At 32.0% G+C, this 21414-nt stretch carries 20 protein-coding genes and 1 pseudogene; 5 read left to right on the plus strand and 16 right to left on the minus strand.

The genetic code is table 11. From position 1 onward, the window contains the following. Window positions 1-17: 17 nt before the first annotated feature. From dhaK to dhaM, 3 genes and pseudogenes are all read left to right on the plus strand, one after another. Window positions 18-1012 (plus strand): annotated as a pseudogene (gene dhaK / locus ACWCL1_RS07535) (dihydroxyacetone kinase subunit DhaK). An 18-nt stretch (window positions 1013-1030) separates the two neighbouring features. Further along, window positions 1031-1615 carry a dihydroxyacetone kinase subunit DhaL gene (gene dhaL / locus ACWCL1_RS07540; RefSeq protein WP_454546296.1) on the plus strand — a complete coding sequence of 195 codons (585 nt, stop codon included), beginning with the start codon at window positions 1031-1033 and terminating at the stop codon, window positions 1613-1615. Continuing rightward, window positions 1615-1986, plus strand: a complete 372-nt coding sequence (gene dhaM / locus ACWCL1_RS07545) for a dihydroxyacetone kinase phosphoryl donor subunit DhaM (RefSeq protein ID WP_454546297.1) — start codon at window positions 1615-1617, stop codon at window positions 1984-1986. Before dhaL ends, dhaM begins: the two co-directional genes overlap by 1 nt. Before the next feature lie 51 nt (window positions 1987-2037). On the opposite strand, the gene ACWCL1_RS07550 is transcribed toward dhaM, so the two are convergent. Further along, complete coding sequence (locus ACWCL1_RS07550; protein WP_454546298.1) at window positions 2038-3486, minus strand: basic amino acid/polyamine antiporter; 1449 nt, start codon at window positions 3484-3486, stop codon at window positions 2038-2040. A 252-nt stretch (window positions 3487-3738) separates the two neighbouring features. Here ACWCL1_RS07550 and ACWCL1_RS07555 point away from each other — a divergent pair, with 252 nt between their 5' ends. Next, the gene (locus tag ACWCL1_RS07555; RefSeq protein WP_454546299.1) at window positions 3739-4512 is read left to right on the plus strand and encodes a sulfite exporter TauE/SafE family protein; all 774 of its coding nucleotides are present in this window, start codon (window positions 3739-3741) and stop codon (window positions 4510-4512) included. A gap of 42 nt (window positions 4513-4554) precedes the next feature. On the opposite strand, the gene ACWCL1_RS07560 is transcribed toward ACWCL1_RS07555, so the two are convergent. The 4 genes from ACWCL1_RS07560 to parE form a co-directional block, all read right to left on the minus strand. Continuing rightward, a complete protein-coding gene (locus ACWCL1_RS07560) occupies window positions 4555-5019 on the minus strand; it encodes a phage tail protein (RefSeq protein ID WP_454546300.1) in 465 nt (154 codons plus the stop codon). Window positions 5020-5046: 27 nt separating this feature from the next. Beyond that, complete coding sequence (locus tag ACWCL1_RS07565; RefSeq protein WP_454546301.1) at window positions 5047-5793, minus strand: LytR/AlgR family response regulator transcription factor; 747 nt, start codon at window positions 5791-5793, stop codon at window positions 5047-5049. A 111-nt stretch (window positions 5794-5904) separates the two neighbouring features. Next, complete coding sequence (gene parC / locus ACWCL1_RS07570) at window positions 5905-8346, minus strand: DNA topoisomerase IV subunit A (protein WP_454546302.1); 2442 nt, start codon at window positions 8344-8346, stop codon at window positions 5905-5907. Window positions 8347-8358: 12 nt separating this feature from the next. Further along, window positions 8359-10389: a DNA topoisomerase IV subunit B gene (parE, locus tag ACWCL1_RS07575; RefSeq protein WP_454546303.1), complete on the minus strand. Its 2031-nt coding sequence runs from the start codon at window positions 10387-10389 to the stop codon at window positions 8359-8361. A 214-nt stretch (window positions 10390-10603) separates the two neighbouring features. Here parE and plsY point away from each other — a divergent pair, with 214 nt between their 5' ends. Beyond that, complete coding sequence (plsY, locus tag ACWCL1_RS07580) at window positions 10604-11212, plus strand: glycerol-3-phosphate 1-O-acyltransferase PlsY (protein WP_454546321.1); 609 nt, start codon at window positions 10604-10606, stop codon at window positions 11210-11212. Window positions 11213-11247: 35 nt separating this feature from the next. Here the strand turns inward: plsY and ACWCL1_RS07585 are convergent, their stop codons facing one another. The 11 genes from ACWCL1_RS07585 to ACWCL1_RS07635 all read right to left on the minus strand — a co-directional run bounded on the left by ACWCL1_RS07585 (window position 11248) and on the right by ACWCL1_RS07635 (window position 21403). Beyond that, complete coding sequence (locus ACWCL1_RS07585) at window positions 11248-12123, minus strand: aldose 1-epimerase family protein (protein ID WP_454546304.1); 876 nt, start codon at window positions 12121-12123, stop codon at window positions 11248-11250. Between the two features lie 12 nt (window positions 12124-12135). Beyond that, window positions 12136-13551 (minus strand): ATP-dependent protease ATPase subunit HslU, encoded by a 1416-nt coding sequence (gene hslU / locus ACWCL1_RS07590; protein WP_454546305.1) that lies wholly within the window; start codon window positions 13549-13551, stop codon window positions 12136-12138. Between the two features lie 11 nt (window positions 13552-13562). After that, on the minus strand, window positions 13563-14090 hold the full coding sequence (gene hslV / locus ACWCL1_RS07595; protein ID WP_454546306.1) for an HslVU peptidase proteolytic subunit: 528 nt from the start codon (window positions 14088-14090) through the stop codon (window positions 13563-13565). A 226-nt stretch (window positions 14091-14316) separates the two neighbouring features. Next, window positions 14317-16440, minus strand: a complete 2124-nt coding sequence (topA, locus tag ACWCL1_RS07600; RefSeq protein WP_454546307.1) for a type I DNA topoisomerase — start codon at window positions 16438-16440, stop codon at window positions 14317-14319. Between the two features lie 81 nt (window positions 16441-16521). Further along, window positions 16522-17379, minus strand: coding sequence for a DNA-processing protein DprA (gene dprA / locus ACWCL1_RS07605; RefSeq protein ID WP_454546308.1), 858 nt, complete (start codon window positions 17377-17379; stop codon window positions 16522-16524). Window positions 17380-17441: 62 nt separating this feature from the next. Beyond that, window positions 17442-18194 (minus strand): ribonuclease HII, encoded by a 753-nt coding sequence (locus ACWCL1_RS07610; protein WP_454546309.1) that lies wholly within the window; start codon window positions 18192-18194, stop codon window positions 17442-17444. Window positions 18195-18197: 3 nt separating this feature from the next. After that, the gene (ylqF, locus tag ACWCL1_RS07615) at window positions 18198-19049 is read right to left on the minus strand and encodes a ribosome biogenesis GTPase YlqF (RefSeq protein ID WP_454546310.1); all 852 of its coding nucleotides are present in this window, start codon (window positions 19047-19049) and stop codon (window positions 18198-18200) included. A 12-nt stretch (window positions 19050-19061) separates the two neighbouring features. Beyond that, the gene (locus tag ACWCL1_RS07620) at window positions 19062-19286 is read right to left on the minus strand and encodes a YozE family protein (RefSeq protein WP_454546311.1); all 225 of its coding nucleotides are present in this window, start codon (window positions 19284-19286) and stop codon (window positions 19062-19064) included. 9 nt (window positions 19287-19295) lie between these two features. Next, window positions 19296-19910 carry a YpmS family protein gene (locus ACWCL1_RS07625; RefSeq protein WP_454546312.1) on the minus strand — a complete coding sequence of 205 codons (615 nt, stop codon included), beginning with the start codon at window positions 19908-19910 and terminating at the stop codon, window positions 19296-19298. A gap of 4 nt (window positions 19911-19914) precedes the next feature. Then, entirely contained in the window at window positions 19915-20820 is a 906-nt protein-coding gene (locus tag ACWCL1_RS07630) for an SGNH/GDSL hydrolase family protein (protein WP_454546313.1), read from the minus strand. Window positions 20821-20917: 97 nt separating this feature from the next. Next, on the minus strand, window positions 20918-21403 hold the full coding sequence (locus tag ACWCL1_RS07635; RefSeq protein ID WP_454546314.1) for a dihydrofolate reductase: 486 nt from the start codon (window positions 21401-21403) through the stop codon (window positions 20918-20920). Between the last annotated feature and the right edge of the window lie 11 nt (window positions 21404-21414).

The following is a 21414-nucleotide window of genomic DNA, read 5'->3' on the forward strand; positions in this document are numbered from 1 at the left end:
CAAGGAAGTTGATTTCTATGAAAAAAATTATTAATGATCCTGCACATGTTGTTTCAGAAATGTTAAATGGAATGACTAAAACCTATCCGCAATTAATTAAGCGAATTCCTAATACAAATGTAATTATTCGAAGTGACTTAGATTCTATGAAAGATAAAGTTGCAATTATAAGTGGCGGTGGTAGTGGTCATGAACCCGCTCATGCAGGTTTTGTAGGTCCAGGAATTTAAGTGCTACAATTGCTGGTCAAGTATTTACATCACCTACTCCTGATCAAATATATAAAGCTATCAAAGCAACCAATCAAGGTAAAGGTGTGTTTTTAATTATTAAAAATTATTCAGGTGATGTAATGAACTTTGAAATGGCTAAGGACTTAGCCATTGCTGATGGAATTAATGTACAATCAATCATAATCGATGATGACATTGCAGTTGAAAATAGTATATATACGCAAGGAAAGCGTGGTGTCGCTGGAACCATTTTTATGCATAAAATTTTAGGTGCAGCAGCTTCTTTAGGAGCTTCACTTGATGAAATTACACAACTTTCACAAAAAGTCCTACCTTATATAAAAACAATTAGTTTTGCTTTAAATGCTGCTACAGTTCCTGAAGTTGGGAAACCTGGCTTTGAATTGAAAGATGATGAAATTGAGTTTGGTGTAGGAATTCATAGTGAACCAGGAGCTTATCGTGAAAAGTTAAAATCTTCACATGACTTAGCCCACGAATTACTAGATAAAATTGAACATCAAATGAGTTTAAGTAGTACTCATCAATATGCAATTCTTATTAATGGCTTAGGTGCTACTCCTTTAATGGAACAATACATTTTTGCCAATGATGTTTATCAGTTATTACAAGATAAAAAAATTATTCCTCAATTTAGCAAAGTTGGCAATTATATGACTTCAATTGATATGGCTGGATTATCATTAACGCTTTTAGAAATAGAAGACAAACAATGGTTAGATTATTTAAATTACCCTGTAAAAACAATCGCCTGGTAAAGAAAGGATTGATAAATAATGAATTTAACACTTGATCAATTTACAAAATGGATGGAAATCTACCAACAAAAAATCAAATATAATCAAGACTACTTAAATGATCTTGATAGTCAAATTGGTGACGGTGATCATGGGAGCAATATGCTTCGTGGAATGGATGTTGTTGTGGACGATTTAAAGCATAAAAAGGACTATGATTTAACTGATGCATTAAAAATAACTGCAATGGCATTAATTACAAATGTCGGTGGTGCATCTGGTCCTTTATACGGAAGTGCGTTTCTAGAAATGCATAAAAAAAGCCAGGATACTACTGAAATTGGTGAACTTTTAGATGCAGCGACTCGAGGAATACAAAATCGTGGGAATGCTAAACCTGATGATAAAACCATGTATGATGTTTGGTTACTTTTAACTGATGCAGTTAAAAACAATGAATTAACTTCAAAATTAATAAAACAAACAGTTGAACATACTAAAAACTTAATTGCTAAAAAAGGAAGAGCTTCATATCTAGGCGAACGTTCAAAGGGAGTTTTAGATCCTGGAACAGTTTCAAGTGGATACTTATTTGAAGCGTTACTGGAAACGGAGGACTTATAATGAATTATGGTATTTTAATCGTTTCGCATGTTCCTGATATTGCCAAAGGTGTTGCACAGTTAATTGAACAAGTTGCTCAAGATACCTCAGTTACATTTGCAGGTGGTACCGATAATGGAGTTATCGGTACTAATTTACAGAAAATTTCAGATGCAATTGATGCTAATGAGGCAAAGGAAATTTTAGCATTTTATGATTTAGGAAGTTCTAAAATGAATATTGAACTTGCTGCTGAACTAACTAATAAAAAGATTCACATCTATGATGTTGCATTAGTTGAAGGAACCTATATAGCTGCTTCATTGATCCCAACAGGAAGTTCTTTAAACGAAATTGAAAAACAATTGAAATTGCTTGAAATAAAAAAATAAAAACTAAAAGGAGACAATGACTTTTAATCGTCATTGTCTCCTTTTAAGATTTTAACTAAACATTATAATAATTCCCATAATTGCAATTAATACAATAATTGCAGCAAATACCTTTTCATACTTTGTAAAAATCGGTTCATCAAGTGCACTTTCTTTGCGTGCTTTTATAAATAAAGGAATCCCTAGTGCATATATCACAAATGAAATTGTAATGTACTTTACTCCAGCTGAAATTCCCATAATTAAAATATAAATTGCAGCTAAAATTCCAGTAATTAAAGCACTAGTTCGACCATTTTTTGCAGGATATAGTTCCTTTTTAACAGAAATTTTAATTAAATACATTGCACTTGCTAAATAAGGTGGAACAGTCATTGTAGCAACAATTGTATATGCCATTTCAAAGGCATTACTTGCATAGTGTGACACAAAAATAATACCTTGCATAATAATCGTTGCAATTATCAACGAAACAACTGGAACTTGATTTTTATTTTCTTTTTTGAAAATTTTAGGAAAAGCACCATCTTTAGCAGCTGCATATGGCATTTCTGCAAGCATCATTGTCCATGTAAGCCAACTTGAAAATACCGAAATGATTAATCCCCCTGCCATGATTAATCTTCCTGCTGGATTATGTAATGCAAGTGACAGTAATTGAGCACTTGAAGGAGAAACCATCTTAGCAACAATTCCATATGAAATTAAACCTAAAGGAAGTAATGAAACTAGGACATAAAGAACTAAACATACAAAAAATCCAAGTGCAGTCGCTTTTTTTACATCTTTTTGTGATTTCGCACGATCAGATAAAACTACCGCACCTTCAATTCCACCGAATGCCCACAATGTGACTGTCATTGTCTTTAGGACTTGTTTTGGAATACTTCCCATTGCTGGATCTTGAACTGATGGCATCGCATGAACAGCACTGAAGTTAGTAGTAAATACGTCCCATTTAAAATGAATTGCTAAAACAACGATAAAAATCATAATAACTGTTAATCGGCCAACTGTTCCAACGACATTTACCCAACTAGCTTGCTTAACTCCTACAATAATTACAAAAGCCATCATCCATAAAATAATGCTTGAAATGATTACAGAAAGCCAGTTATTTCCTCCTGTAAACTTACCGGGAAAAAAGTAATTTAGTGTGCTCATTAATAAAACTGCATAAGCAACATTTGAGAAACATTCACTAATCCAATATCCCCAGGAAACAAAAAAGCCTGTAAACTTACCAAAACCAGCTTCACCATATTTATATAATCCGGTTGTTAAATTTGGTTTTAATTCTGATAGTTTTAAAAACATTGAGGTTACAAACCACATTCCAATTCCAACTGTTGTCCACGCAATGATTTGAGCTTGGGCTCCAGCATTGGTTGCCATATTTTTAGGTAAATCAAAAATCCCGCCACCAATCATTGCACTTAAAACAATTGCTGCTAAACTTAATAATCCTAATTTTTCTTTCTTTTTGGTCAAATCTGCCACACTCTTTCTTTATAGATTAATTTAATTTATGCTACATGACGTGAATGTCGGTGGAGTTCAACCAAACTTTGCAATTCAAAAATCAATTTAATTCTCATTATCCATTCACGTCCTTTAATTGAAATTATATCTCACATTATATCAGTAATCTTGACAAAAAAGAATGCTTTTTTTAGATGCTTTCTAATTCGAATTATTTAAATCCTATGATAAACTATTTCTTGGGAAAGAAATCACTAAGGAATGATAGCTATGACATATATTTTATATGGAGTATTAATTATTGTTGGATTAATTACAGGAGCAATTACCAGTTTAGTTGGTGCAAGTGCTGTTACGTTAATCGTACCAACACTTGCAATGCTATTTCACGTAGATGTTCATACAGCAATTGGAACAAGTTTATTTGTTGATGTAATTACATCAATTGTAGTTTCATATAATTACTATCGAAAAGGACATGTGGAACTAAAATCTGGTCTTTGGATTGCAGTTGCTTCTGTGATTGGAGCACAATTTGGTGCAAATATTGCAAATGCAACTAAGGGAGTAACGCTTTCTGGATTATTTGGTGTTTTATTAATCATTTCTGGTATTAATGAACTTCATCGTTCCAAAAAAAAGCAAAAACAACGAAAAAAAATCGAATTTAAGCATGAGTGGGAGCAAATTCTCGTAGCAATTTTAATCGGGATCGCAATTGGCATTATTAGTGGCATTTTCGGTGCTGGTGGTGGTGTCATGATCTTACTTGCACTTGTTATTATTTTAGGTTATCCCATGCATATGGCAGTTGGAACATCGACTTTAATCATGGCGATTACTGCTTTTTCATCTGATATTGGTTACTTCAGACATGGACACATTGATTTTCTTTTTGGGATATTAATTTCTATTGGTGCTGTTATTGGCGGATTCTTAGGTTCAAAATATGCTAATAAGATTAATGATGAGGTCTTAAGCAAAGTACTAGATATTTTCTTTATTGTTATTGGAATTATAATGTTAGTACAAGTATTTGTATAAATTAAAAAACTCACCTTTAATGGCGAGTTTTTTTATTATTAATCAAATAAATATTCTTTTTTTGATTTTGAAATATGATCCTCGAATGGTTCCTGCTAATTTAGAGCGTTGTCTTGCAAATTTAAATTTATCCTTTAATTCTGCAGGAATTTCCATATTCTCACATAATTTAAATCCAACTGCACGTTTTTTAGGATCATCAAAAGAATACATTACATTAATGGATAATCCATTTTGATAAAAAACATAAATATGTTTGATATTTTCTGTTGCAAATTCGCTAATTTCAAGCGGCTTATAAGGAAAATATAACTCTTTTTCTTGAAAAATTTCATTAACTAAATCAATTAGTTTTTCATGATTCTTTGCACAAGCAGTCGTAAATTTATGCTTATACTTATTCCAATAGTAACGGGCCTCATTTGCACGTACCCCTGCTAATTCATTAGGATAATCGGCACTTTCTAACCCAACTGTTGATACATTTTTAAAATCAACTAATACCATTTAATTCTTTCCAATCGTACTTAAATTCTACTTTTCTTGTAATCTTTGTTTTAATGTTTTTACTTTACTAATTGAGAATGTGCGTTCAATTCCATTAATAAATTTAATTAAACGATTTCGATAATCAACTTTTTCAATATTTTGTGGATTAACTAATAATGAACGCGAAACCTTTAAAAAGTTAGTTTCCTCTTCAATTTTACTAATATTATTAAAAAATTCATACTGCCCATTTTTGGAAACCAAAATCACGCGATGAGCCTTATCAGATGACTCAATCAAAATGATTTCTTTTTCCTGAAAGTTTAAAGTTTCATTCCCAACTTTAAAAGAATATACATTGATATTCTCATCTTCTAAAGTCGTCTGTTCCATGCGTTGAAATGCTAGCTTTAAATTTTCAAAGATCTCATCACGCATTTGATCTTGTTCATCTTTTGTAATAAATCCCAGTGCTTCAACTTGTCGTTTTAATGTCAATGGTGCCATTTCAGTATGAGTTGTCACAAAGATAATTTTTGAAGTTACATCGTTATCACGAATCCACTGAGCCAAATCAATTCCATTGATATTTGAACTTAAATCAATATCAAGAAAATAAATTCCCTTTTGAATTTCATTTTCTTTAACAAAGTCTTTGATTTTATATGGATCAGAAGATGAAAAAGATAATTCAAATTGATTTTCGTGAAACAGTAAATAATCTTTAATTGTTTCTGATAGATACTTCAACTGTTGAGGACTATCTTCACATAATATAATTGGGTATTTCATAAATAAAAATCTCTCCCATAACATTTTTATTTAATTCGTAACAAACTCCGTAATTATTATACAATAAGGTTGCAGCATCTTGCTACAACCTTACTAAATAATTAAATATTATTAATTCTCATCTTTATCTAAAGTTACTGTTATTGCCCAAATCACATTTCCTTGAGTTTCGGTATCAATTACAAAAGAACCATTTGAATAGCGATCGCTTAACGGATAACTATTAGGATCAATTGTAATAATTTCACTATGATCAGTCATAACATGAATTTCTTCGTTTTCATCACCTAAAAGCAACGCTTCAATAATTTTATGTGGGTTACGTTTTAATTCGCGAAGAACTTGAACCCCACGACGTGCACGGGTTGTTTCTGGAATTTCATTTACATTCATCCGTTTGAATGCCCCACGATGAGTAATAATTCCTACAACTGAATCTGCATTTACAAATAATACTGAACTTAAATAATCATTTCGTAAATCCATATTCTTTACTCCAGCAGCTTTCGCACCTGAAGTTGGAACGTCACTTAAAGCATAACGCAAGCCATAACCACCATGAGTAATTGCTAATACTTGAGAATTTGGCTTAACCTCATTTAAATATTGAGCAGTAATAACTTTATCTGTATCAGTTTTTAATTTTATAAATTGGCTAGCACGTGATTTATAAGTTCTTCCAGGTTTTAAATCAACTACCTTGGTTTGTTTTATAAATCCTTCTTTCGTTGCAAAAACAAAGATTCCTTTGTCATTTAAAGATTTTAAAACTTGGACTGCTAAAACGTACTCATCAGCATCTAATCCAATTGTTTGAGATAAATGTTCTCCCGTATCTTTCCAACGCATTTCAGTAATTTCATGAACAGGCCGATAAATTAAATTTCCTTTATTAGTAAACATGAAAATATGATTTAAAGTACTTACTTTGCCTTGGAAAATTGCGTGGTCTTCTTCACGTAAACCATTATCCACTTCTCCAGAAGCAGTATATGATCTAAGTGATGATCTTTTTACATATCCTTGTTTAGAAATTAATACCATTACATCTTCTTCAGCTACAGTAACTTTAGTATCAATTTTTAACTCAGATACCTTATCTTGAATTTCAGTAAGTCGTTTTGAACCATATTTTTTTTCGACTTCTTTTAATTCATTTTTGATTACTTTATCAAGCTTTTTAGGATCATTTAAAATTGCCATGAATTCTTTGATTTTCTTTTCTAACTCAGCAGCTTCACTTTGCAATGCAGTTATATCAGTATTAGTTAAGCGATAAAGTTGTAATGAAACAATTGCTTCCGCTTGTTTTTCTGTAAAATCAAACTGTTTAACTAAATTATCCTTGGCATCCTTTTTATTTTCAGAGTGACGAATTGTATAAATAATATCATCTAAAATTGATAAGGCCTTAATTAATCCATCAACAATATGCTTACGTGCTTGCGCTTTACTCAAATCAAATTTAGTTTTACGTGTAGTTACTTCACGTTGATGTTCAATATATGCACTTAAAATTTGTTTTAATCCAACATGTTCAGGACGTTTATTATTAATTGCAACCATGTTGAAGTTATATGAAATTTGTAAGTCAGTATTTTTAAACAAGTAATTTAAAATCCCTTGTGCTTGAGCATTCCGTTTAAGTTCAACTACAATTCTTAGTCCTTCACGATCACTTTCATCCCGAACTTCTGCAATTCCTTCAACTTTTCGTAAAATACGCACTTCATCAATTTTTTTAACAAGTATTGATTTATTAACTTCATAAGGAATTTCAGAAATAATAATCTGTTGTTTACCACCTTTAATTCTTTCAATGGCAGTTTTTGAACGTAAAATAACGCGTCCACGACCAGTTTTATATGCTTTTTTTATTCCATCAATTCCTTGTAAAATCCCACCAGTTGGAAAATCAGGACCTTTTACATATTGCATTAATTCTTCAAGCGTAGCATCTGGATGATCCATTAAATAAATCGTTGCTTGAATAGTTTCAGACAAATTATGTGTAGGGATTTCCGTTGCATATCCTGCTGAAATTCCAGTTGCACCATTAACTAATAAATTAGGAAAATGTGCAGGCAATACGGTTGGCTCATACTCAGTATCATCAAAATTTAATACCATTTCAACAGTATCTTTATCAATATCTTTTAGTAACTCTGATGAAATTTCAGATAAACGTGCTTCAGTATAACGCATTGCAGCTGCTGGATCTCCATCCATTGAACCATTATTTCCATTCATTTCAATTAATGGCTCACGTAACTTCCAGTCTTGACTTAAACGAACCAAGGCTTCGTAAATTGACGAATCTCCGTGAGGGTGGAAATTTCCCATCACATTTCCGACAGATTTAGCTGATTTCCTAAATGGCTTATCAAAAGTATTGCCATCTTCATTCATTGCAAATAAAATTCGCCGTTGAACTGGTTTTAATCCATCACGAATATCAGGTAAAGCACGTTCTTGAATAATATATTTTGAATAACGTCCAAACCGTTCTCCCATAACGGCTTCTAACGATAATTCTTGAATATTTGTAGTCATACTTTAACCTCCTTAATCGTTGTTTGAGAAATCATCATCAAATAATGATCCTTCTTGATAATATTGTAAATCTTCTGTATCTACATTACCATGTGCACCTTCAGCAGCAACTGTATCCAATAAACTTCCATCTTCTTCTAAAGAGAATTTAACATTGCGTTCAATCCATTTGCGACGAGGTTCAACTTTATCGCCCATTAATGTAGTTACCCGTCTTTCAGCAACCGCATCATCATCAATTTTTACACGTACTAAAGTCCGAGTTTCTGGATTCATTGTAGTTTCCCAAAGCTGATCAGCATTCATTTCACCTAAACCTTTAAAACGTTGAAGTGAGTACCCTTTGCCGAATTCTTTAGTGGCTTTAGTTAACTCTGCTTCAGTCCATGCATATTGAATTTTGTTTTTACGTTTTACTTTCTTTTGAATTTTATATAATGGTGGTAATGCAATGTACACCCGTCCTGCATTAATTAATGGACGCATATATTTATAAAAGAATGTTAAAAGTAAAGTTTGAATATGGGCACCATCAGTATCCGCATCAGTCATGATGATAATCTTATCATAATTGGCATCTTCGATATTAAAATCAGCACCAACACCAGCTCCAATTGTATAGATCATGGTGTTAATTTCTTCATTTTTCATGATATCTTGTAATTTTGCTTTTTGTGTATTAAGCACTTTTCCTCTTAATGGCAAAATTGCTTGGAACTTACGATCTCTTCCTTGTTTAGCAGATCCTCCCGCAGAATCACCTTCGACTAAGAAAAGTTCATTTTTACGTGCATTTTTTGACTGTGCAGGTGTTAATTTTCCTGAAAGTAATTGATCTTTTTTACGTCGTTTTTTTCCATTTCGACTTTCATCACGAGCCTTACGTGCCGCTTGACGAGCATCACGCGCTTTTAAGGCTTTACGCACTAAATCTTGCGCAAATTCGCCATTTTCCATTAAATAGTATTGAAGTTGTTCACTAACCATACTATCAACAATCGAACGCGCTTCTGGAGTTCCTAATTTGCCCTTTGTTTGACCTTCAAATTGAAGAAGTTCTTCTGGAATACGTACTGAAACAATTGCTGATAATCCTTCACGCACGTCACTTCCTTCAAGATTTTTAGCACGTTCCTTTAAAAGACCAACTTTACGTGCATATTCATTGAAAGCTTTTGTCCATGCTGTTTTCATTCCTACTTCATGTGTTCCGCCATCTTTTGTACGTACATTATTAACAAATGACATAATGGTTTCTGAGTAACCGTCATTATATTGAGCAGCTACCTCTACTTCAACTCCATCTTTGCTGCCTTCAAAATACATTACATCGCCTAAAGTATCCTTATCCTCATTTAAATAAGCAACAAATTCTTTAATTCCTTCTTCAAAATGAAAAATGTCTTGTTGACCATCACGTTCATCAGTCAACGTAATCTTAACACCTTTTAATAAAAAGGCTGATTCGCGTAATCTTTCTGCTAATGTGTCATATTTATAATGGGTTGTTGAAAAAATATTTGAATCCGGTTTAAAAGTAACTGTAGTTCCACTTTTTTTACTTGTCTTACCAATTTTACGTAAAGTTCCGACCGGATGACCTCCATCAATGAAGTCTTCCTCATATTCAACTCCATCGCGCACTGTATTAACTGTTAATTTTTCTGATAATGCATTTACTACAGAAGCACCTACACCATGCAAACCACCTGAAGTTTTATATTCACCTTGGCCAAATTTTCCTCCAGCATGCAAAACTGTAAAAATAACTTCAACTGTTGGAATTCCTGTTTCATGCATTCCAATTGGCATTCCTCGACCAAAATCTGTAACTGTAATAGAATCATCTTTATGAATGGTTACATCAATTTCTTTCCCATATCCTGATAAAGCTTCATCAACAGCGTTGTCGACAATTTCATATACTAAATGATGCAATCCACGAGAATCGGTAGAACCAATATACATTCCTGGTCGCTTTCGAACTGCTTCAAGTCCTTTTAGCACTTGAATCGAATCATCACCATAATTTTGTTTCGTCATTGCGTTCAACCTTTCTTTTATTTTTCAGTAATCTTATTATAGTCATTAATTATGTTGTTATGTAAAGTATTAATTTTAAACATACGTTCAAGATTATATCATATTTTGTAATGATACTTCTAATCTTAATTGAATGCTTGTAAGTTAAGTGTTAAAATTTTAATTGACATTTTTTAAAGGAGGCGGAGTTCTCTTGAGTTGGAAAATACCTGTAATGCTTATCATTGGATATTTATTAGGATCAATTCCATCAGGAGTATTAATAGGCAAATTCTTTTATGGAAAGGACATCCGTAATTTTGGCAGTGGAAATATGGGGACTACCAATACATTTAGGGTTTTAGGAAAAAAAGCGGGCTTTATCGTTTTGTTCATGGATTTATTAAAAGGCTCTTTAGCAGCTTTACTACCTTTCTTTTTCCATTCAAATGCCAATCCAATGTTAATTGCTTTATCGGCTATTATTGGTCATGTATTTCCAATTTTTGCTGGATTTAAAGGCGGTAAAGCAGTTGCAACTAGTGCGGGTGCATTATTAGTTTATAATTGGAAATTCTTCTTACTAGCATGGGCTATTTTTATTATTACAATCTTCATTACAAGTATGGTTAGCATGGGAAGTATCGTTGGCTTCATTTTAATTACTATAGCTGCTTTTTGTGTAGGTGATCCGGTATTAATTGGTGTAGCTCTTGGATTAACAATTTTTGTAATCATTCGTCATTGGAAAAATATTGAACGGATTAAAAATGGAACTGAAAATTTAGTTCCATTTGGGTTAGTATATTGGTGGCGTCAAAAACATCCTAAAAATAACAAATAAAAAAATTGCGACATGATTTATGTCGCAATTTTTATTTAGAAAACGCTGATTTGATATTCAGTACTAAATTTTTGATGAGCATCCAGTTCATTATTTGCAAATTTATGTTTAAAGTCTTGATCTGAATTAACAGTATCTGCTAATCCCCACCATGGTTCTAAACAAACAAATTGACCTGCTTGAGGATAACATGACCAAACTCCCATAAATTCAGCGTCTGCTACTTTTAGTTCAACTCCATGTTTTTCTTCATCATCACAAAGTTTAACTGTAGTTGGTTCTTCGCCCAAATCGAAGATGATTGCATCATTTTTAAACATTTCATGATCAACTTCAACTTCTGATGCTCTTTCTTCTTTCAAATGATCAATGTCAGTATATGATCCTTTAAGTGGAATGATGTTTCGTGTTGCATGGGGGATTAATTTAACCAGATAGTCATCATAAAATTTGTCATTAGTCATTGGCACCTTAAATGCTGGATGACCGCCAATTCCAAACCAAATTTTTTCATCTGAAGGATTTTCAACCTCATATGCAACTTTTAATTCATGATTATTGATTGTAAATTGCAATCTCAAAATAAAATCAAAAGGATACATTTTTTTAGTTTCATCAGATGAATGTAGTTCAAAAATAACTTTGTTAGATTGTTTTTCTAAAATGTTAAAGTCCATGTCACGAGCAAATCCATGTTGCTTCATATGATATGTTTGACCATTAACCGTATAAGTATCATCTTTTAAACGACCTACAATTGGAAATAAAACTGGTGCATGTCTACCCCAATATTTAGAATCAGCACTCCAAATATATTCGATTCCTGTGTTTTTATTAATTAAACTAACTAATTCTGCTCCATGCTCATTGATAGTAGCGGTTAATTGATTAGAACTAATTGTAACTGCCATTTAATCACTTCCTTAAAGAATATAGCGTGAAAGATCTTTATCGGCGGCAATTGAACCAATTTTATCTTCAACATATGATTCAGTAATAGTAATTTCCCCCATTTGCATCTCAGGGCCTTCATAGAGTAAATCTTCAAGTAATTTTTCTAAAATTGTATGCAACCGTCGTGCACCAATATTTTCGTTTTCATGATTTACTTTATATGCAATTTCTGCAATTTTTTCAATTGCTTCAATTGTAAATGTAACAGTAATATTATCAGTTTCAATTAAGGCAATATACTGCTTAATTAATGCATTTTTAGGCTCTGTTAAAATCTTAACGAAATCTTCTTTTTTCAATTCATCAAGTTCTACTCGAATTGGGAAACGTCCTTGTAATTCTGCAATTAAATCACTTGGCTTCGTTTCTGCAAATGCACCTGAACCTACAAATAAAATGTGATCTGTATTTACAATTCCATACTTAGTTTTAATTTGTGAGCCTTCAACAATTGGCAAGATGTCTCGTTGAACACCTTCTCTTGAAACTTCGCCACTATTCTTATTACCAGTAGATGCAATTTTATCAATTTCATCAATAAAGATAATTCCAGAATCTTCTGCACGTTTAATAGCAGCTGCCGCAATATCTTCAGAATCAACTAATTTTTCAGATTCTTCGCGAACTAAGATTTCACGTGCATCCTTAACTGGAAGTGTCCGTTTAACACGTTTTTTAGGCATCATTGCACTTAAATCATTCAAGTCAATTCCCATTTGGCCTAACATTCCAGATTCATTATTTAATGCTTGCTTTGGATCATCCATTTCAATGGTAATTTCCTGATTTTCTAATTGACCACTTTGGAGCTGATCTTTTACACTCATTCGTTTACTTTGAGTTTCAGCATCCACTGGTTGGTTTTCGGTTTGATCTTCCATTTGAAATGGTAATTTACCACTTTGAAGATCTTGCATCATCTTCATAAAATCAGCTTGACGATTTTCGTTATTTTCTTTTCGTTTCTGTGGAACTAAAAGCTTTACTAACCGTTCATTTGCACGTTGAACCGCTTGACTACGTACATTGGCATACATTTCATCTTGTTCTAATTTATAAGATACTTCAACCAAATCACGTACCATTGATTCAACATCTCGACCTACATACCCAACTTCAGTAAACTTAGTTGCTTCAACTTTTACAAATGGTGCATTAACAATTTTAGCTAAACGCCGTGCAATTTCGGTTTTACCTACACCAGTTGGTCCAATCATTAAAAGATTTTTAGGTTTAATTTCATCTTGCATTTCGTCAGTTAATTGCATTCGCCGATAACGATTTCGCAAAGCAACTGCTACTGCTTTTTTAGCATCTTTTTGGCCGATAATATATTTATCTAATTCAGCAACAATTTGACTTGGGGTTTTCTCGCTATTTTTCATTTTAAATTCCTCTATTCTTCAGGTTCTTCAACAATAATATTATGATTGGTGAAGATATCAATATCAGCTGCAATATCTAATGCAGCATGTGCGATTTCAGCAGCAGACATATCTGGTGCATATTTAGTCATTGCTTTAGCTGCTGCTTGAGCAAAGTTACCACCTGAACCAATAGCTAAAACGTCATCATCAGGTTCAATTACTTCACCGCCTCCAGAAACAATTAATAAATTATTTTTATCACTAACAATTAACATTGCTTCTAATTTTTGAAGTGTTTGATCTGAACGCCATTCTTGTGCTAATTCTACTGCTGCTCTTTTTAAATCATTAAATTCATTTAACTTCTTTTCAAATCGATCTTCAAGATTAATTGCATCTGCAACACCACCAGCAAAACCAACCGCAACTTTATCATTGTAGATCCGGCGAACTTTACGTGCTTGACCTTTTGCAATTACTTTTTCTCCTAACGTAACTTGGCCATCTCCAGCAACTGCTGTTTGACCATTATGCTTAACTGCACAGATTGTTGTCATGATTATCCTCCTTGAGTATTCTTAATTTTTATCATTATATGCTATTTTCTAACATTGGTCAAAAATAGTCAAAAGTAGTAATACCTTCAGGTGTATTTTATCAAAAATATTTTTGAAAAGCGAAAAATTAATTTAAATAAATTCACATAAAATTTTCTTTCATTAAAAATAGGAGACTATGACATTATAAGCCCATAATCTCCTATTTCTAATTAAAATTTATCAATTATTTTTCAAGCGGTTCTTCATAGTCACCATTTGGACAAACTACTTGACGACCTTTTTTACTCTTTTTATAGACAAGATAGTGTCCATCTTTAGGACAGTTTCTTCCAACTGGCATGTCCCATGAAACAAAGTCACAATCTGGATAACGTGAACACCCATAAAAAATCCGATTCTTTTTGGATTTTCGCTCTAAAATTTGTCCCTGTCCGCATTTTGGACAAGTAACTCCAATTTCTTTTGTAATTGCTTGGGTATTACGACATTCTGGGAAACGACTACATGCATAAAATTTACCATAACGTCCCATTTTAATTACCATTGGAGCACCACAAACTTCACAGTTAAAACCTGCAGGCTCATCTTTAATTTTAACTTTTTCAATTTTTTCAGTTGCTGAATTTAGTTCTTTTTCAAATGGTCGGTAGAACTGATCAACAACTTTAACCCACTGACGTTTACCTTCTTCAATTTCATCTAACTGGTCTTCTAAATCAGCAGTAAAGTCAATATTTAAAATATCTGGGAACCACTCATTGATCATTTTATCAACAATTTCACCTAATTCAGTTGGTTCAAATTTACGCGCTACCAATTTTACATAATAACGTTTTTGAATAGTATTTAAAGTTGGTGCATATGTTGATGGCCGTCCCACGCCATTGCTTTCTAATGTTTTAATTAAGGTTGCTTCAGTATAACGTGCAGGAGGTAAGGTAAAGTGTTGGTTTGGTTGATTTTTGACCATTTTAACAGTATCTCCTACTTCTAAATCAGGTAACTTATTATCTTTCTTTGAATTATCTTGATAAATTTTAGTAAAACCTGCAAATTTCATTTGTGATCCGTTTGCACGGTATCCAACACCATTTTGAGAAATATCAACACGAGCAGTATCATAAACTGCCGGGGTCATCTGACTAGCAACAAAACGTGACCAAATTAAGGTATATAGTTTCATTTGATCAGGTGTAAGATATTTCTTTAATGATTCTGGTGTACGTAATACAGATGATGGTCGAATCGCTTCATGCGCGTCTTGAGCGCCTTCTGGAAGTTTCCCAACACGAGGTTTAATTGCTGCATATTCTTCGCCATAATTTTCATGAATAAATTTAGAGGCTTCATGTTTAGCAACTGCTGAAATTCTTGTAGAATCTGTTCTCATGTAAGTAATTAATCCTACTGAACCACCTCGTCCAATATTAATTCCTTCATACAACTGTTGTGCCACCATCATTGTTTTAGAAGTTTTAAATTTTAAGTTATTATTAGCAGTTTGTTGCATTGTCGAAGTTGTAAATGGAAGTGGTGGTTGGCGTTTACGTTCTTTCTTTTGAACATTAGTGATTGTAAATTCTTTATTAGAATCTAACTGTTGTGAGATTTTTTGCACATCATCATTTTTAGCTAACTTGGTCTTCTTGCCATTAATCCCATAAAATTCAGCGTTAAACTTAGCACGTCCTTTTTGGAATTGAGCATCAATTGTCCAGTATTCTTCAGGAACAAACTTTTTAATTTCTTCTTCTCGCTTAATAATTAAATTTAAAGCGATTGACTGAACACGTCCAGCTGATAATCCTTTTTTTATTTTTGCCCATAAAATTGGTGAAATGGAGTAACCTACCAATCGATCTAAAACGCGACGTGCTTGCTGTGCATCCACTAAGTTCATATCAATTGAACGTGGATTTTTAAAAGCATTTTTAACAGCTTCTTTTGTAATTTCATTAAATACAACTCGATTTTTATCTTCTGGATTTAATCCAAGTAAATAAGACAAATGCCACGCAATTGCTTCTCCTTCACGATCCGGGTCAGAAGCCAAATATACATGGTTAGCCTTTTTGGCTTCTTTTCGCAATTCTTTAATGACATCACCTTTTCCACGAATTGAAATATAATGTGGTTCATAACCATTATCAATATCAATCCCCATCTTACTTTTAGGTAAATCACGGATATGTCCTAAACTGGCCACTACTTTATAACGTGAACCTAAATATTTTTGAATTGTTTTAGCTTTAGATGGAGATTCCACAATTACTAAATTCTTTTTTATCTTTCTCGTGGTCTTCTTTTTAGTCTTCTTACCTGTTGATTTTGTTTTTGCTGCAGGCATTCAACCACTCCTTAACTCAAATCAATTAAATTTCTTTAAAATCGATTTTCATGTTAGGACAAAATTATTCTATTTGTCAAGTCATCTAAATTCTTCCATAATATCTGCACTTGATAAAATCATCTTTGCACCTTCACTAATTAATTGATTGCATCCAGCCGATAAAGAATGATCGATTCTTCCTGGAACCGCTAAAACATTACGATTTTCTTCAAGTGCTAAATTTGCAGTAATTAAACTTCCACTTCTTTTTTTAGCCTCAACTACTAGCAATGAATCACAAAGTCCCGCAATAATTCTATTACGCATTGGGAAATGGTGCTTCTTAGGTCCTTGACTCACAGGATATTCAGTAAGGACTAAGTGATTTGCTCCTAAATATTCTTGTAACTCAAAATTACACTTAGGGTAATGAAAGTCTAGTCCGGTTCCAATTACTCCAATTGTTTTACCTGCATTAGCCAGTGTAATTCGGTGACAAATACTATCGACACCTTGTGCTAATCCACTCACAGTTACAATATTTTGAGAAACAATTTGCGGAAGTAGTGTTTGTAATACTAAGTTAGCATATTGACTATTTTGACGTGCTCCTACTACTGCAAGAATTTTATTTTCAGCCAGCGTTAAATTACCTTGATAAAACATTACAAGCGGTGGATGATAAGTTTCTTTTAATTTTTGCGGATAATTGTCATCTATCAATGTTACTGCTTTAGCAATTTTTAACGTATCTTGAACTAATTTAAAATTCTGTTTTGAATTTAAGTTATAAATAATTTGACTAGCTTTAGTGGTTTGTAATTTTAAGATTTCAGACAAATCATTTTTATTTGGAAATAATCCGGTTTGCTGAATAAAATTCAAAATACGATGCTCACTAGCAACTCCAATTCCTGGACATACATGTAAGTTCAATAAATATTCTTTAATTTCCATAAAAAAACTCCTTTAACAACAATATTTGCCTCACTATATAAATACGTTGTTAAAGGAATTTTTTAGTAAAATTTTGCTACTGGTTCAAAAGTTTTTCGATGAATTGGAGTTACGCCTAAAGTTTTAAGCCCTTCTAAATGTTTTTTTGTACCATAACCAACATTATTGGCAAAATCATATCCTGGATATTTTTTATCATATTCAATCATTAAATTATCCCGATATTCTTTTGCAACAATACTTGCCGCTGAAACTGAAATAGATTTAGCATCACCCTTAATTAATTTTAATTGAGGAATACTAGTATCAATTTCCATAGCATCAATAATCAATTGTTGTGGAAGTGTATTTAAATTTAAAAGCGCTTCTTTCATCGCAACTTTTGTTGCTTGATAAATATTAATTTCATCAATTAATTTATTATCAGCAACACCTATTCCTACTGCAACTGCTTTTTCTAAAATTAATGGGTATAAGATTTTCCGCTTTTTATTTGATAATTGTTTTGAGTCATTTACCTCTACTAAATCAAAATCATGTGGTAAAATTACCGCAGCAGAAACTACTGGTCCCGCTAATGGACCTCTTCCAACTTCATCAATTCCTGCAACTAAATCGATTCCTTGATCCCAAAATTCTTTTTCAAAGTGAAAACGTTTTTCAAATTCAATATGTTGCTTCTTAATCTTCATTTGTCGTTTATAAAATTGCTGTACTGCTACTTGAACACCTTTACGTTGATCATTTTCAAGCTCTTTTACAAATTCTATACTAGGATTATCATTTAATTTTTGTCTAATTTCATTGATTTTCATAAATCATTCCTCATTTTCATTTGGCAATGAATCTAATGTAAATCGTCCTAACTTACCTTTCCGTACTTCAAAAATTAACCGTTCACTTGCACGTTCATAATCATCTTTAAAGCCCATTTTTTGTGTCAAGTTAAGTAGTAAGTTTACAGTTGTATCTTGCAATTTATCTTCTGTTAAATGATATCGTTCAATTAAAGCTTGCGGATGATTTTCAACAAAATATTCTAATGCATATAACGCAACATCATCTTTAGCATACAAAGTATCCTTAATTGCTCCTGTTAAAGCTAATTTTTTACCTACTAACGGATCTTCAAATTTAGGCCATAAAATTCCTGGAGTATCTAGTAACTGAAGAGTTTTACCTGCTTTTAACCATTGTTGTGATTTAGTTACTCCTGGTTTATTTCCAGTTTGGGCAACATTTTTCTTCACTAAATGATTTAATAATGTTGATTTACCAACATTAGGAATTCCTAAGCACATAATTTTAATCCGTTGATTAATGATTCCTTTTTCTTTGCGCTTTGTTAATGTATCTGCCATAACTTCTTTAATTTTATTTTCAATTGCTTTTAAAGATCCTTGGTTACTATTAATTGCAATCGCTGGTTGTCCATTTTCTTCATAATATTTAACCCATGTACTTGTTAATTTAGGATCTGCCAAGTCCGCTTTTGTTAAAACTCGAATAGTAGTTTTATTTTGTAAAATTTCCTCTAATTGTGGATTACGTGATGATTCTGGTAAACGAGCATCAACCAATTCCAAAGCAACATCTACTAATTTAAGATTTTCTTTTACTAGGCGGACAGCTTTCGCCATATGTCCTGGATACCATTGAATTGTTGTCATTACTACACTTCCTTAAGCCATTTTCTCTGAATATTGTTGCCATATCTCATCAAAAACACTCATTGATGGCAAGTATGAGGCATTCATTTCTAAATATGCTGAAACTTCGTGATATGAAGTTGATTGTTTAGGAAATCCTTGATCAAAAAAAGCATCATTTGCAAATTGAGTTATTTCATCATGTTTATTAGGATTTCGTAAAGTCATTAAAAAACGATAAAAACTTTGTCGATACATTTTATTCTCCTACTGATTACTTGGAATTAAAACATCAAATTGAATTTTATTATTTTTTAAATCGAGCTCTTGTGCTTTTATTTTTAAATCATTTTTAGCAGTCAATTTGTCCAAGCGCAATGTGATCTGTTTTTTCTTTGAATTAATTTGCACAATCCCTTTTAAATTATAATTCTTTTTAACATAATTCAATATAAAAGCTGGAGGAGCATTTAAAGAACCAACTCCAATTGAATTAATTTTAAGCACAATATTTCCATCAGAATTCAAAGATGGTTTAGTGTTCGCTGAGAAAGTAACCTTTTTTCCTAAAACACTAGTAGTTCCCATTAAAATTGCGGAAGAATCATTAATTAGAAACTTATATTCAATGCCACTATTTTTTTGTGCTTTTTGTAGCAAATAATTAATTGCTGAACTAAAATCTGCTTTATTCATGGTCATTTTTATAGTTGAATAATCTTTTGCATTTACTTTAGTTGTATTTTGTTCAACTTTTGCTTGTGACGTGCTTGGAACAGAAACTTTATATGTAATCCAAAGACTAAAACCTAAAATTACCAATACTAAAATTATAAAAGCCCATTTCCATGGATTATGTTTTTTCTCATTTATTGTTTTCATTATTTCACTTCTTTGTCGTTTGAGGATTTAACCATTGTGATTTATGTTGCATCATTACTTTATAAAGTTGATCAGCCATATATTGGTATCCCTTTAAGTTAGGATGAAAATGATCATTAGATGATAGATAATTATTCTTTTCTTTATCATTATTTAAAGTTTTTTCAACTTCACTACTTGATAATTTTTCTAAATTTAATTGACTTTCTTCCTTTAATTTATCTTGATTTTTTCCTAAATATTGTCCTTGTGAAAGTCGTTCATTAACATTTACAAAATACACCTTTTTATCCTTAGAAACTGTCTTTTGCGTATCTTCAACCCATTGATCCGTATATTTTTGTAAATCTGTAACTGTTGGAAAATATACATAAAACGGATTATATACACTAATTACAAAAATAGGTGCACTGGAATTATATTTACGTACCGTTTTAATTAAAGAATTAACTCTTTCTTCATATCTTTTTTCTTCTCTTGGTATAATTTGCGATAAATTATTAGTAAAGACACTTTCAAAATTATTTTGTAGCACTTGCATTAAATCATTGCCACCAAATGTCATTGTAATTACATTGGCATCTTTAATTTTTTGCTGCATCTCACTACTATTTTTTAACCGACTTTGAATTTGATCAGTCCGATCACCAGTCTTTCCATAATTAGTAGTTGAAACCTTTACATAATAATTTTTTTGCAATTTTTCCTTGATTAAATACACATACCCACCTTTTTTAGTTGGATCTTGTTCTCCATAAGTAAGCGAGTCACCTAAACCAACTAAAGATATTTTCTGTGTATGAATCTCTTTTTTAGAATTTTGAGTACTTTCTTTGCGAAAATTTAAAATACCTAGTATTAGCGCAATAATCGCAAGAATTACTCCTAGACTTTCGATTACTTTTTTCAATGTAACAAAACCTCTTTAATATTAATTGCACAATACAATTATCTAAAAGACAATCAACGTTGCAATCACCAAAACAGCCATAAATTGCACATTACAATTATATTCTTTTATACGTAATAAATTCAAAGGATGGTTTTTGTTGTTCAAACTGTTGGTAACTAATGATTTCAAAATTTTCATAATTAATTAATGGCATTTTCGTATCAGCATCATACTGTTGATGAATAGTTGTACGATACAAATAATCGACCTCATCTTTGTACATTTCAAATAATGTTGCACCACCAATTATAAAAATTAATTGACATGGATCTTGTTGACCTATCCATTGATCTAAATCTTTTTTTGAATGTACTACGGTCACCTTTGATTGATCAACATCTAACTTTGAATGTGTTAAAACAACATGATGTCTTTGCGGTAAAATTCCTGGCAAACTCATAAATGTTTTTTTTCCCATTATCATTGGATGGTTTAATGTTTCTTCTTTAAAATGCTTTAAATCGGCAGGTAAATGCCATGGTAAGTGCCCATTTACTCCAATATTTTGATTTTCATCTTCTGCCCAAATATATGCTAACATTGCTTACTCCT

The sequence above is a fragment of the Ligilactobacillus sp. LYQ135 genome (assembly GCF_053711055.1).

Excerpts from the sequence above, each read along its gene's own strand:
- dhaL (WP_454546296.1), top strand. The coding sequence starts at position 1,031 with ATGAATTTAACACTTGATCAATTTACAAAATGGATGGAAATCTACCAA.
- dhaM (WP_454546297.1), top strand. The coding sequence starts at position 1,615 with ATGAATTATGGTATTTTAATCGTTTCGCATGTTCCTGATATTGCCAAA.
- ACWCL1_RS07555 (WP_454546299.1), top strand. The coding sequence starts at position 3,739 with ATGACATATATTTTATATGGAGTATTAATTATTGTTGGATTAATTACA.
- ACWCL1_RS07560 (WP_454546300.1), bottom strand. The coding sequence starts at position 5,019 with ATGGTATTAGTTGATTTTAAAAATGTATCAACAGTTGGGTTAGAAAGT.
- ACWCL1_RS07565 (WP_454546301.1), bottom strand. The coding sequence starts at position 5,793 with ATGAAATACCCAATTATATTATGTGAAGATAGTCCTCAACAGTTGAAG.
- parC (WP_454546302.1), bottom strand. The coding sequence starts at position 8,346 with ATGACTACAAATATTCAAGAATTATCGTTAGAAGCCGTTATGGGAGAA.
- parE (WP_454546303.1), bottom strand. The coding sequence starts at position 10,389 with ATGACGAAACAAAATTATGGTGATGATTCGATTCAAGTGCTAAAAGGA.
- plsY (WP_454546321.1), top strand. The coding sequence starts at position 10,604 with ATGCTTATCATTGGATATTTATTAGGATCAATTCCATCAGGAGTATTA.
- ACWCL1_RS07585 (WP_454546304.1), bottom strand. The coding sequence starts at position 12,123 with ATGGCAGTTACAATTAGTTCTAATCAATTAACCGCTACTATCAATGAG.
- hslU (WP_454546305.1), bottom strand. The coding sequence starts at position 13,551 with ATGAAAAATAGCGAGAAAACCCCAAGTCAAATTGTTGCTGAATTAGAT.
- hslV (WP_454546306.1), bottom strand. The coding sequence starts at position 14,090 with ATGACAACAATCTGTGCAGTTAAGCATAATGGTCAAACAGCAGTTGCT.
- topA (WP_454546307.1), bottom strand. The coding sequence starts at position 16,440 with ATGCCTGCAGCAAAAACAAAATCAACAGGTAAGAAGACTAAAAAGAAG.
- dprA (WP_454546308.1), bottom strand. The coding sequence starts at position 17,379 with ATGGAAATTAAAGAATATTTATTGAACTTACATGTATGTCCAGGAATT.
- ACWCL1_RS07610 (WP_454546309.1), bottom strand. The coding sequence starts at position 18,194 with ATGAAAATCAATGAAATTAGACAAAAATTAAATGATAATCCTAGTATA.
- ylqF (WP_454546310.1), bottom strand. The coding sequence starts at position 19,049 with ATGACAACAATTCAATGGTATCCAGGACATATGGCGAAAGCTGTCCGC.
- ACWCL1_RS07620 (WP_454546311.1), bottom strand. The coding sequence starts at position 19,286 with ATGTATCGACAAAGTTTTTATCGTTTTTTAATGACTTTACGAAATCCT.
- ACWCL1_RS07625 (WP_454546312.1), bottom strand. The coding sequence starts at position 19,910 with ATGAAAACAATAAATGAGAAAAAACATAATCCATGGAAATGGGCTTTT.
- ACWCL1_RS07635 (WP_454546314.1), bottom strand. The coding sequence starts at position 21,403 with ATGTTAGCATATATTTGGGCAGAAGATGAAAATCAAAATATTGGAGTA.